This is a genomic window from Dactylosporangium sp. CA-052675 (assembly GCF_050947935.1).
Lineage (GTDB): Bacteria > Actinomycetota > Actinomycetes > Mycobacteriales > Micromonosporaceae > Dactylosporangium.
The window spans coordinates 736,317-748,457 of the sequence record NZ_CP192010.1 but is presented as its reverse complement, the minus strand read 5'-3'; the positions used below and the strand labels follow the sequence as shown (position 1 = coordinate 748,457).

The following is a 12,141-nucleotide window of genomic DNA, read 5'->3' as shown; positions in this document are numbered from 1 at the left end:
GGTGCTCGTGCTCCTTCTCAGGCGGCCTTGACGACTTCGGCGATCGATGAGGTGACGATGGCGTGCAGGTTGTGGCGGGCACGCCAGCCGAGGCGGGCGCGGATGCGGGCGGGGCTGGCCACGACGGCGGCGGGGTCGCCGAGGCGGCGGGGGGCCTCGTCGTAGGGCAGCGGGCGGCCCAGTGCCCGGCCGACGGCGGCGATCATCTGCAGCACCGAGGCGCCCTCGCCGCGGCCGACGTTGAGCACCTCGTCGCGCAGCTCGTCCTCGTGCAGGGCGAGGGCCGCGCGCACGTGCGCGTCGGCGATGTCGGCCACGTGCACGTAGTCGCGCACGGCGGTGCCGTCGGCGGTCGGGTAGTCGGTGCCGAAGACGGTCGCCGGGATGCCGAGCGCGGCGGCGCGCAGCAGGCGGGGCACGAGGTTCGTGCCGCCCTCGTCGCGCAGGTGGGGGGCGGCGGCGCCGGCGACGTTGAAGTACCGCAGCGCGCCCCAGCGGAATCCGCCGCTCGCCGCGGCGTCGCGCAGCATCCACTCGCCGACGAGCTTGGTCCGGCCGTAGGCGTTCTCGGGCTCGGTGGGGTCCTGCTCGCGCACCGGGGAGCGGCGGGGCGTGCCGTAGACGGCCGCGCTGGAGGAGAACAGCACCGAGCGGGTGCCGGTCTCGGCCACGGCCGCAAGGACCGCGCCGAGGCCGTCGAGGTTGTCGCGGTAGTACCGCAGCGGGTGCGCGGCCGACTCGGCGACGTCCTTGCGCGCGGCGAGGTGGATCACCCCGTCGGGCCGGTGGCGGCGGAACACCTCGCGCACGGCCGCGGCGTCGCGCACGTCGGCGCGCAGCAGCGGCACCCCGAACGGCACCCGCGCGGCCCGGCCGGTGGACAGGTCATCGACGACAATGCATTCGAGGCCCGCCCCTTGCAGGGCGGCCACGACGTGCGCGCCGATGTAACCGGCGCCTCCGGTGACGAGCCATCTCACGATCAGCGCAACGAGGGCCTAACCCGCCCGATCGGGCAACTGTCGCGTTCCTGACACTTCGCGCGGACCGGATTTCACCGGCGCGGGGCCGTAACCAGGCCCATGACCTGCGACAACAATTCTGCGCCAGGGCCGGCGGGGAAATCGCCGCGACACGCCCAAAATGCCCGATTTGGGCGATGACGTCCGGCACCCCGAAACGCCGACGGTCCGGCCTTCCCGCCGAGTTCGTCGTCGGCGGGAGGACCGGACCGGATGCCCGAAGGCCCTAGATGCGGCTCAGGAGACGGGCGGCCTCGCTCGCCCAGTAGGTCAGGATCAGCTGGGCGCCGGCCCGGCGGATCGACGTGAGCGTCTCCAGGACGACCCGCTCGCGCTCGAGCCAGCCGTTGGCGACCGCGGCCTCGACCATCGCGTATTCGCCGGAGACCTGGTAGGCGGCCACGGGCACGTCCACCATCTCGGCGACCCTGGTCACCACGTCGAGGTACGGCAGCGCGGGCTTGACCATGACCATGTCCGCGCCCTCCTCGATGTCGAGGGCGACCTCGCGCAGGGACTCGCGCAGGTTGGCCGGGTCCTGCTGGTAGGCCTTGCGGTCGCCGGTGAGCGCGGACTCGACGGCCTCGCGGAACGGGCCGAAGAAGGCGCTGGCGTATTTGACCGCGTAGGCGAGCAGGGCGATGTCGGTGTGCCCGGCCCGGTCCAGCGCGCTGCGGACCACGCCGATCTGGCCGTCCATCATCCCGGACGGGCCGAGCACGTGCGCGCCGGCCTCGGCCTGGGCGAGGGCCATCAGCTCGTACTGCCGCAGCGTCGCGTCGTTGTCGACGGAGCCGTCGGCGGCCAGCACGCCGCAGTGCCCGTGCGAGGTGAACTCGTCGAGGCAGAGGTCGGCCATGACCACGGTGGCGTCGCCGACCTCGGCGATCACGTCACGGATGGCGACGTTGAGGATGCCGTCGGGGTCGATGCCGCCGGAGCCGGTCTCGTCCCGCGTCTGCGGCACGCCGAAGAGCATCAGGCCGCCGACGCCCTCGGCGACCGCCTCGGCCGCGGCCTTGCGCAGCGACTCCCGGGAGTGCTGCACGACGCCGGGCAGGGAGCTGATCGGCCGCGGCTCGGTCAGCCCCTCCTTGACGAACATGGGCAGGATCAGGTTGGACGGCTGCACGTGCGTCTCGGCCACGAGCCGGCGCATCGCGGGGGTGCGACGCAGCCGGCGCGGCCGGACCTCAGGAAAACCCACGGGAGCGATCCCCTCTCAACGTCACAGGCCTCGTCGGTCGAGACCGGCGCGGCCCGCGACGGCTACCGGAACCTCAGGGCGGTAGGGCCCTGCACCTTCGAGCCGCGGCGCTGCTTCGCGGGCATCGCGGCGAGCTTCTCGCGCAACTCCACAGCGTAGCTCGCCAGCGCCTCCACCAGGTCCGGTACCGAGGCGTGGGCGGGCTGCACGTCGACGCGCAGGCCGAACTCGACCGCCGTGTCCGCGGTCTTCGGCCCGATCACCGCGACGACCGTGCGGGCGTGCGGCTTGCCGGCGATGCCGACCAGGTTGCGCACCGTGGACGACGAGGTGAAGAGCACCGCGTCGAAGCCACCGGACTTGATCGCGTCACGGATGTCGGCCGGCGGCGGGGCGGCGCGCACGGTGCGGTACGCCGTCACGTCGTCGACCTCCCATCCGAGCTCGGTGAGCCCGGCGGCGAGCGTCTCGGTCGCGATGTCGGCCCGCGGCAGCAGCACCCGGCCGACCGGGTCGAGCACCTCGTCGTGCGGCGAGAACTCGGCCAGCAGGCCCTCGGAGGACTGCTCGCCGCTCGGCAGCAGCTCGGGCACGATGCCGAAGCCGCGCACGGCCTCGGCGGTGGCCTCGCCGATGCAGGCGACCTTGACGCCGCCGAAGTGGCGGGCGTCGAGGCCGTGCTCGGCGAACTTCTCCCACACCGCGCGCACGGCGTTGACGGAGGTGAAGACGGTCCACGCGTAGCGGCCGTCGACCAGGCCCTTGATCGCGCGCTCCATCTGCGCCGGGGTGCGCGGCGGCTCGACGGCGATCGTCGGCACCTCGCACGGGATGGCGCCGTAGGCGCGCAGCCGCTCGCTCATCGCGCCGGCCTGCTCCTTGGTGCGCGGGACGAGGACCTTCCAGCCGTAGAGCGGGCGGTTCTCCCACCAGCCGAGCTTCTCGCGCTGCCCGACCCCGGCCCCGAGGCACAGCACCACGCGGCCGGCGAAGCCGAGCGCGGCGGCGACCATGCTGTCGACGCTGGAGGCGGAGCTGTACTGCGTCTCGCCCGTGCCGTCCCCGGTGATCGAGACCGGCGTGGCCGGGTCGACCCCGGCGGCGAGGAGCCCGTCGCGCACGGCGGCGAGGTCCCCGGCGTCGACGGCGAGGGCGGAGGAGCCGCGGGCCACGGCGGCGGCGACGGACTCGAAGTCGACGGACTGCACGTCGTCGACGTCGGCGGTCACGCGCACGCCGGGCAGCGGCACCCCGGCGTAGGTGGCGACGCCGGCGGCCTGGCCGATGCCGGGCACGACCTCGAACGGCACCGCGGTGCGGGCGACGGCCTGCACCTCCTTGAGCACCGTCTCGTGCGCCAGCGGGTCGCCGCCGACGAGGTGGATCGCGCGCAGGCCGGAGCGGGCCGCGGACAGCAGCACCTTGGCGACGTCGCCGGGGGCGCCCTCGGCCGGGCTGAACTGGCACTCGGGGTCGGCCTCGGCGCGGATCGCGGCGAGCAGCGGCTCCGGGACGTTACGGTCGTGGACGACGTGGTCGGCGGTCACCAGCGCCTCATGGGCGCGGCGCGTCAGCAGGCCGGGATCGCCGGGGCCGGCCCCGACGAAGGCGATCCGGCCGGTGCTGCCCTTACGGGTGCGGGTCATGCTGCACTCCCAGTGCGTTGTCGGCGCCTTCTTCGCGCAGGTCGCGGGCCAGGGCTCGGCCCACCTCCGCGGCGTCGGCGAGCGTTCCGGTGCGCGAGAGCCGGAGGGCGAAGCCGCCGTCCGGGCTGAACACCGCACCGCGCAGATAGATCTCCGGCCCCTCGTCGCCCTCGGCGACCTCGGCCAGTGCCGCGATCGGGGCGGAGCAGCCCGCCTCGAGCTCGGCCAACAGCGCCCGCTCGGCGGTGACCGCCGCGCGGGTGTACTCGTCGTCGAGCGCGGCGAGAACCTCGCGCAGCTCGGCATCGTCTTCGCGGCACTCGACGGCCAGTGCGCCCTGCGCGGGGGCGGGCAGCATCAGCAGCGGATCGAGCACCTCGGTGGCCTCGCCGCCGCGGCCGAGCCGGGCGAGCCCGGCGTGCGCGAGGACGATGGCGTCGAACTCGCCCTCGGCGAGCTTGCGCAGGCGGGTGTCGACGTTGCCCCGCAGCGGTACCGTCTGCAGCCGCCGCCCCAGCACGTGGATCTGGGCGATCCGGCGCAGCGCCCCGGTGCCGATCCGCGCGTCGTCGGGCAGCTCGTTGAGCGTGAGCCCGTCGCGGGCCACCAGCGCGTCGCGCGGGTCCTGGCGGGCCGGGATCGCGGCCACGACCAGCCCCTCGGCGGGCGCGGTCGGCAGGTCCTTGAAGGAGTGGACGGCGAAGTCGATCTCCTTGGCCAGCAGCGCGTCGCGCAGGGCGGAGACGAACACGCCGACGCCGAGCTGCGGGATGGGCGCGCTCGAGCGGTCCCCGGGCGTGACGATCTCGACCAGTTCGACGTCGCGGCCGGTGCGCTCGCGCACGGCGTCCGCCACGGTGGTCGACTGGGCCATCGCCAGCGCGCTGCCCCGGGTGCCGAGCCTCAACATCACGGGTGCACCTCGGAGGCCTCGGCCGGATCGATGCCGGTGGTGGGGATCTGCAGATCGAACAGCTCGCGCAGCGCCTGAGCATAGGCCTCGCCGCCCGGGGCCGCCGCCAGTTGCCGCACGCGGACGGTCGGCTGGTGCAGCAGCCGCTGGACGATCCGGTGGATGCTGTGGGACACCTCGGCCCGGGCGTCGTCGCCGAGCTCGGGGCAGCGCTGAGCCAGCCGGCGCAGCTCGGCCTCGACGACCTCGTCGGCCCGGGCGCGCAGCGCGGCCACGGTCGGGGCCACGTCGGCGCCGCGCAGCCAGGTGAGGAAGGCCTCGACCTCGGCCGCGACGATCTCCTCGCCGGCCCGCTCCTGCGCGTCGGCGGTGGTGGACAGCGACTCGGACAGCAGCTCGATGTCGACGAGCATGATGCCGGGCAGCTCACGCACGGCGGGGGCGACGTCCCGCGGCAGGGCCAGGTCGAGCACGAGCAGGTCGTGCCCGGACGGGGCCCGGTCGGCGACGGCCCCGGCGAGCAGCGGCGCGTCGAGCACCGGCTCCGGCGACGCGGTGGCGCTCACGACGACGTCGACCCGCTCGAGCAGCGACGGCAGCTGGGCGAAGGGCACCGCCTCGGCCCCGTGCAGCTCGGCGAGGCGCTCGGCGCGGGCGTGGCCGCGGTTGGTCACGAACAACGGCGCGGCTCCGGCCCGCCGCAGCGTCGCCAGCGACAGCGACCCCATGGCCCCGGCGCCGATGACGAGCGCGGGCCGGCCCTCGACCGGCGCGGTGGCCCCCTGGCCGTAGGCGAGCGCGGCGCTGACCACGCTCTGCCCGGCCCGGTCGATCTCGGTCTCGGCGTGCACCCGCTTGCCGACGCGCAGGGCCTGCTGCAGCAGCTCGTGCAGGAGGCGTCCGGCCGTGCCCCGCTCGGCGGCGGTGCCGTAGGCGTCGCGGAGCTGGCCGAGGATCTGGGCCTCGCCGACGACCATCGAGTCGAGCCCGGCGGCGACGCGGAACGCGTGCCGGACGGCGTCGGCCTCGTAGTGCACGTACAGCTGCGCGGCCAGCTCGCTCATGGCGAGCCCGGCGCGGGCGGCGAGCACCCCGCCGATGTCGGCGAGGCCGCCGTGGAACGCGGTGACGGCGGCGTAGATCTCGACCCGGTTGCAGGTGGACAGCACCACGGCCTCGTCCACGTAGGGCAGCGCGACGAGCTCGGCGAGCACGGCCGGCGTCTCGCCGGGGCCCAGCGTGACCCGCTCCAGCAGCGGCACCCCGGCGGTCCGGTGCGACAGCCCGACGACCAGAACATTGACGTTTCCGGTCACGACACCACCCCCGCTTCGCTCCGGTGCCGTCGCGACTGGAGCTGCGCCACCTGGTGAGCGGCCTCACCGCCGCGCCGCGAACCGCTCACGACGCCACCTCCGCTCCGTTGTGCTGAGGCTTCTGCACCGCCGGCAGGGCGGTGAGGGCCGACTTGCGGTGCTCGTGGAAGGACAGGATCTGCAACTCGATGGCCAGATCGACCTTACGCACGTCGACGCCCTCGGGGACGTTCAAGACGCACGGCGCGAAGTTGAGCACGCTGGTCACGCCGGCGGCCACGAGCCGGTCGGCCACGTGCTGCGCGGCGTGCGCGGGCGTGGCGATCACGGCGATCGCGATCTGCTCCTGCAGCACGGTCTCGGGCAGCTCGTCGATGTGCCGGACGGTCAGGCCGTTGATCTGCTCGCCGACGCGGCCGAGGTCGGCGTCGAAGAGGGCGGCGATGCGGAAGCCCCGGGTGCCGAAGCCCGCGTAGCCCGCGAGGGCGTGACCGAGATTACCCACGCCGACGAGCGCGACGGCCCGGCGGTGGGTGAGCCCGAGCACCTGCTCGATCTGGTCGATGAGCAGGGTCACGTCGTAGCCGACGCCACGGGTGCCGGTGCGGCCGAGGTGGGACAGGTCCTTGCGGAGCTTGGCGGAGTTGACCCCCGCGGCCGCGGCCAGACCCTCCGACGATACCGTGTCGTGCCCTTCCTCACTGAGGTGATGCAGGGCGCGCAGGTACTCCGGAAGCCTGGCGACGGTCGCCTCCGGCAGGTCCGGAAAGTCCGGTCCGTCCGTTGGGCCGGTGCGCTGCTGGCTCATGAGTCTCCGAGACGACGACGACGGTGTACGAGCCCGCTCGCGATGGCGGTTACCGCCTGTGCTAGCGGGATTCGTCGTTGCAACAGAGTAGGCGCTTGTGAAGCCGTGCACAAATCGCGATCTTGAAGAATCGGCGCCCACCACGTAGAGGTCAGCGCCCGCCCGTGCGGATCGCGCACACGAGAAATGCCCCCGCGGCACGTGGTGCCCCCTTTCTCCGACGCGGTCGGCAGCAGGCGGGCGCTCCGGCCATTATTCGCACAGATCCGGCATTCGGTGCACCCGACACGCGGCCCTGCCTGTGCCTTACGTAGCGACACTACACGTTTTTCCAGTAGGGCTGCCCCTACCATCAAGTGGCTGGACGACGGGATGGGAGGCGGGGGTCACGATGCCTAGCGTCAATGACATGACGACGACCATCACCCCGCTCGGCCCCGGCCGCTTCTCCCGCATCCTCCGCCAGCTGGGCATCGACACGCAGTACGTGCTGCTCGGCTTCCCCCTGTCGATCATCACCATCGTGCTGTGCGTCACGGGGTTCTCGCTCGGACTCGGGCTGATGGTCCTCACGGTGGGCTTCCCGATCCTGTTCGTCACGATCTTCCAGGCGCGCGGCTTCGCGACCCTCGAGCGCGCCCGGACCGGCCCGGTGCTGCGCACGCAGCTGCCCCATCCGTACTACAAGAAGGCCGGCCCCCGCGCCGGTTTCTGGCGGCGCACGTTCGTCCCGCTCACCGACGGCCAGTCGTGGCTGGACCTGCTGCACGGCGTCTTCCGGATCATCCCCAGCACGTTCGCCTTCGTGTTCGTGGTGACCTGGTGGGCCGCCGCGCTGGGCGGGCTGAGCACGGTGTTGTGGGACTGGTCCATCCCCCGCGGGCCGGGCTACCACGACCTGCCGGAGCTGCTCGGGCTCGGCGACGGCACCGGCACCCGCCTGCTGTTCCACACCGCGATCGGCCTGGTCTTCGCCCTCACCCTGGTGCCCGTCGTGCGCGGCGTCGCCCTGATCGAGGCGCTCTTCGCCCGCGCCCTGCTCAGCGGGGTCAACGAGCTGCGCGAGCGGATCTACGAGGCCGAGCGCAGCCGCGACCGGGCCCGCGCCCAGACCACCGCCGCCGTCTCGGCCGAGGCGACCGCCCTGCGCCGGCTGGAGCGCGACATCCACGACGGCCCGCAGCAGCGGCTGGTCCGCCTGGCCATGGACCTCGGCCGCGCCGACCTGCAGTTCGACCACGACCCGGCGGCCGCCCGGGCCACCGTCGCCGAGGCCCTCGCGCAGACCCGCGAGACCCTCGAGGAGCTGCGCGCCCTGTCCCGCGGGATCGCCCCGCCGATCCTCGTCGACCGCGGGCTGCGAGCCGCGCTGACCGCCCTGGCCGGCCGCTCGCTCGTCCCGGTCGACCTGGAGGTGCCCGAGCTCGAGCGGCTGGCCGACAACATCGAGACGACCGCGTACTTCGTCGTCGCCGAGGCCCTCACCAACGTGGCCAAGCACGCCCACGCCAGCGAGGTCAAGGTCACGCTGCAGCGCTCGGCCTACGGCATGCTGGTCACGGTCGAGGACGACGGGGTGGGCGGCGCCAGCCTCGCCAAGGGGCACGGGCTGACCGGCCTGGCCGACCGGGTCCGCGCGGCGGGCGGCGAGCTCACCGTGACCAGCCCGCTGGACGCCGGCACCAAAGTCGTCGCGATCCTGCCCATGTCCTAGCCGGCCCATGTCCTAGCCGGGCGACGCCTCCGGCCTGGAGCGTGCCGGGGGCTCACACCCCCCATGTCCGCTTCGCGGGCACGAAAGACCTGCGAGACCGGCACTAGTATCACCCGCGTGCGAGTAGTCGTTGCGGATGATGCGGTTCTGCTGCGCGAGGGCCTGGTGCGCCTGCTCACCGAGAGCGGCCACGAGGTCCTCGCCGCCGTCGGGGACGGTCCCAGCCTGGTCGAGGCGGTCGTCGAGCACCGGCCCGACGTGGCGATCGTGGACGTGCGGATGCCCCCGTCGCACACCGACGAGGGGCTGCGCGCCGCCGTCGAGGCCCGCGCCCGGGTGCCCAAGACGCCGATCCTCGTGCTGTCGCAGTACGTCGAGGTCTCCTACGCCGACGACCTGCTCGCCGACCGCGCGGGCGCCGTCGGCTACCTGCTCAAGGACCGCGTCTCCGAGGTCGCCGAGTTCCTCGACGCGATGCGGCGGGTCGCGGCCGGTGCGACCGTGCTCGACCCCGAGGTCGTCGGCCAGCTGCTCGTCCGCCGCCGGCGCGACGACCCGCTGCGCAGCCTCACCCCGCGGGAACGCGAGGTGCTCGGGCTGATGGCCGAGGGCCGCTCCAACACCGCCATCGCCCGCAAGCTGGTCGTCACCGACGGCGCGGTGGAGAAGCACGTCAAGAACATCTTCACCAAGCTCGACCTGCCACCGGACGACGAGCAGCACCGGCGGGTGCTCGCGGTCCTCGCCTACCTGCAGGGCTGAACCCGCCTACAGGGCCAGCTGGACCGCCTCGACGAGGGAGTACGCCACCGGCAGCCCGGTCGCCCTCAGCAGGGCGGCGTCGGTGAAGCCGCCGGCGTACAGCACCGCCGAGGCGCCCACCGAGCGCGCCGCGTCCCCGTCGTCCACGGAGTCGCCGATCATCACCACGTCGGCCGGGTCGAGCTCCAGCGCCTCGAGGTGCCGCTCCAGGTAGGCGGCCTTGCGGTGCCCGCCGACGGTCCCGGGCAGGCCGTCGACCCGCACCAGGCGCGCGCCCAGCCCGTGCCGCTCGACCTCGACCAGCAGCTCGTCGTGGAAGAACATCGACAGCAGGGACTGGCTGCCGGGCCACTTCGCCATGGCCGCCAGCGCGTCCGGGGCCAGCCGCACCTCGCCCATCCGCTGCCGGTAGGCGTCGTGGAACGCGTCGTCGAGCAGCTGGAACTCCACCTGGTCGACCGGGCGCTCGAGCACGTGCGCGTAGTAGTCCAGGATCGGCCGGCGGAAGTCGCGGCGGTGCTCCTCCGCGGTGATCACCGGCCCGCCGACCGTGGCCAGGCAGACGTTCGTGGCGTCGACCACGAGCTTGAGGTCGTCGAGCAGGGTCCCGTTCCAGTCCCACACCAGGTGTTTCACCCGGGTGAGGATAGCCGCAGATCGCGCCGCAGCCGGTCCTCCTCCACCCGCCAGTAGCCGTGCTCCTTGCCGTCCAGCATCAGCACCGGGATGCGGAAGCCGTACTCGTCCTCCAGCTCCTCGGAGTCCTCGATGTTGATCTCCTGATAGGGCTCGCCGACGCGGTCCAGGACGGCCTTCGCGTCGTCGCAGAGGTGGCAGCCGGGCCGGGTGAAGAGCGTGAGCCTCGTCGTCACCGCAGCACCCCCTTGCGCACCTTGCCGGTCGCGGAGTGCGGCAGCTCGGCGACGAACTCGACCGCGGTCGGGCACTTGAACCGGGCCAGGTTGCGCTCGCAGTGCGCGATCAGCTCCTCGGCGGTGACCTGGGAGTCCGGGACGCGCACGACGACGGCCTTGACGGTCTGGCCGGTGTACGGGTGCGGCACCCCGAGCGCCGCGGCCTCCACCACGGACTCGTGCGCGGCGAGGACGGACTCGACCTCGTGCGGGTACACGTTGAAGCCGCTGACGAGGATCAGCTCCCCGAGCCGGTCCACGATGAACAGGTCGCCGTCCTCGTCGGCGTAGGCCACGTCGCCGGTCGCCCACCAGCCGTCCGCGCCCGGGCCGCCCTCGCCGTCGGGCCAGTAGCCGCGGAAGAGGTTGGCCCCGCACGCCACGATCTCGCCGGGGTCGCTGGTGCCGTCCTCGTCGTCGAGCACGTCCTCACCCTCGGCGTCGACGAGCCGCACCCGCACGCCGGGGATCGGCCGGCCGATGGAGCCCGGCTTGACCGACGGGCTCGCCAGCGTGCTGGTCAGCACGGGCGCCGCCTCGGTGAGCCCATACCCCTGGTGTACCGCGCGCCCGGTCGTCCCGGCGAAGCGCCGCTCGGCCGCCGGGTCCAGCGGGGAGGCGCCGCACACCGCGAGCCGCACCCCGGACCAGGCCCGCGCGAGCCGCTCGCCCATGAGCGACCAGGCGATGAACATCGGCGGCACCCCGACCACCCCGGTCACGCCGTGGCGCTCGATCGCCTCCAGCGAGTCGGCCGGATCGAAGCGCTCGACCAGCACCCCGCACGCACCGTGGTAGGCCACCGCGCCGAGCCCGGAGTTGAGGCCGTAGGCGTGGAAGAGGGGCACGGCGAGCAGCAGCACGTCGTCCTGCGTGACCGGGGCGGGCTCGATGCGGGCCAGCTGCTCGTGGTTGGCGAGCAGGGCCCGGTGCGGCAGCATGGCGCCCTTCGGCGCGCCCCCGGTCCCGGAGGTGTAGAGGAGCACGGCCAGGTCCTCGCCGCCGCCGACCGCGTCCACCTGAGTGACGCCGGCGGGGGTACTGAGTAATCCGGTGAGGCCCTTGCCGAGCTGGTACCGTACCGCCGGCGCCGCGTCCCCGAGCGCCTCCAGCACCGGCCCGGTGGCGACGAGCACGGCCGCGCCGGAGTCGGACAGCACGTGGGTGAGCTCGCGCGCCGTGTAGGCCGGGTTGACGGGCACCGCGACCAGCCCGGCCCGCAGCACGCCGAAGAACACCGCGGCGAACTCGGGCACGTTGGGCAGGGCGATGGCGACCCGGGCGCGGCCCCGCTCGTCGGCGCCGAGGCCCAGCGCCCCGAGGCCGGCGGCGACGGCGTCCACCTGGCGGTCGAGCTCGGCCCAGGTCAGCTCGGCGTCGTGCGAGCGCAGGGCGGGACGGGCGCCGCCGGCGGAGGCGGCGCGCCGCACGGCATCGGCGAAGTTGCCGGCGGCTGAATGAGAGACATCCTGCACGGTCACGGAGTCTTCCACAGGGCCCCGCGCGGCATCGAGGCCCAAGCCGTCCCCGGCCGCCGATCAGGGCGGCGCCGAGGGTGAGAGCGCGGGCACTGGAACATCACCCGTCACCAATCACCCTCTTCCATGCCATCGTGCTCACGGCAACGGCCCGGCTGAAGGCCGCACCCGACGCTTTCCGGCTCCCAGCCGACCGGCACGACCGGCGGAGGGAGGGGGATGCGCGGGAGCGGTCCCCCGCAGGGGGCGAGCGAAGGGAGCGCGAAACCCAGCAGGGCCGACACGCCGACTGAGTAAGAGACCACCCGATCGTGTGCAACGGATGTGAGACGCCGGGGCGCCCTGAGGTCGTTTACGCACC

Annotated in this window: 11 protein-coding genes; 2 read left to right on the top strand and 9 right to left on the bottom strand. The window is 73.7% G+C overall.

Going from position 1 to position 12,141, the window contains the following annotated elements:
- Positions 1–17: 17 nt before the first annotated feature.
- The 6 genes from galE to ACQP1P_RS03385 form a co-directional block, all read right to left on the bottom strand.
- A complete protein-coding gene (gene galE, locus ACQP1P_RS03410; RefSeq protein ID WP_433082994.1) occupies positions 18–980 on the bottom strand; it encodes a UDP-glucose 4-epimerase GalE in 963 nt (320 codons plus the stop codon).
- Between the two features lie 268 nt (positions 981–1,248).
- Positions 1,249–2,229 carry a porphobilinogen synthase gene (gene hemB, locus ACQP1P_RS03405; protein WP_433082992.1) on the bottom strand — a complete coding sequence of 327 codons (981 nt, stop codon included), beginning with the start codon at positions 2,227–2,229 and terminating at the stop codon, positions 1,249–1,251.
- A gap of 62 nt (positions 2,230–2,291) precedes the next feature.
- On the bottom strand, positions 2,292–3,875 hold the full coding sequence (locus ACQP1P_RS03400; RefSeq protein ID WP_350612247.1) for a uroporphyrinogen-III synthase: 1,584 nt from the start codon (positions 3,873–3,875) through the stop codon (positions 2,292–2,294).
- Complete coding sequence (hemC, locus tag ACQP1P_RS03395) at positions 3,859–4,785, bottom strand: hydroxymethylbilane synthase (RefSeq protein ID WP_433089811.1); 927 nt, start codon at positions 4,783–4,785, stop codon at positions 3,859–3,861. The genes ACQP1P_RS03400 and hemC overlap by 17 nt, the downstream gene beginning before the upstream one ends.
- Positions 4,785–6,104, bottom strand: a complete 1,320-nt coding sequence (locus tag ACQP1P_RS03390) for a glutamyl-tRNA reductase (RefSeq protein ID WP_433082990.1) — start codon at positions 6,102–6,104, stop codon at positions 4,785–4,787. The genes hemC and ACQP1P_RS03390 overlap by 1 nt, the downstream gene beginning before the upstream one ends.
- An 85-nt stretch (positions 6,105–6,189) precedes the next feature.
- Complete coding sequence (locus ACQP1P_RS03385; protein ID WP_433082988.1) at positions 6,190–6,912, bottom strand: redox-sensing transcriptional repressor Rex; 723 nt, start codon at positions 6,910–6,912, stop codon at positions 6,190–6,192.
- A gap of 409 nt (positions 6,913–7,321) precedes the next feature.
- On the opposite strand from ACQP1P_RS03385, the gene ACQP1P_RS03380 reads away from it, so the two are divergent.
- A complete protein-coding gene (locus ACQP1P_RS03380) occupies positions 7,322–8,626 on the top strand; it encodes a sensor histidine kinase (protein ID WP_433082986.1) in 1,305 nt (434 codons plus the stop codon).
- A 117-nt stretch (positions 8,627–8,743) separates the two neighbouring features.
- On the top strand, positions 8,744–9,388 hold the full coding sequence (locus tag ACQP1P_RS03375; RefSeq protein ID WP_433082984.1) for a response regulator: 645 nt from the start codon (positions 8,744–8,746) through the stop codon (positions 9,386–9,388).
- A gap of 6 nt (positions 9,389–9,394) precedes the next feature.
- Here the strand turns inward: ACQP1P_RS03375 and ACQP1P_RS03370 are convergent, their stop codons facing one another.
- Genes ACQP1P_RS03370 through ACQP1P_RS03360 form a run of 3 tightly spaced genes read right to left on the bottom strand, consistent with a single transcriptional unit; the run spans position 9,395 to position 11,783 of the window.
- The gene (locus ACQP1P_RS03370; RefSeq protein WP_433082983.1) at positions 9,395–10,024 is read right to left on the bottom strand and encodes an HAD family hydrolase; all 630 of its coding nucleotides are present in this window, start codon (positions 10,022–10,024) and stop codon (positions 9,395–9,397) included.
- On the bottom strand, positions 10,021–10,260 hold the full coding sequence (locus ACQP1P_RS03365) for a glutaredoxin family protein (protein WP_433082981.1): 240 nt from the start codon (positions 10,258–10,260) through the stop codon (positions 10,021–10,023). Before ACQP1P_RS03365 ends, ACQP1P_RS03370 begins: the two co-directional genes overlap by 4 nt.
- Positions 10,257–11,783: an AMP-binding protein gene (locus ACQP1P_RS03360; RefSeq protein ID WP_433082979.1), complete on the bottom strand. Its 1,527-nt coding sequence runs from the start codon at positions 11,781–11,783 to the stop codon at positions 10,257–10,259. The genes ACQP1P_RS03365 and ACQP1P_RS03360 overlap by 4 nt, the downstream gene beginning before the upstream one ends.
- Positions 11,784–12,141 lie beyond the last annotated feature (358 nt).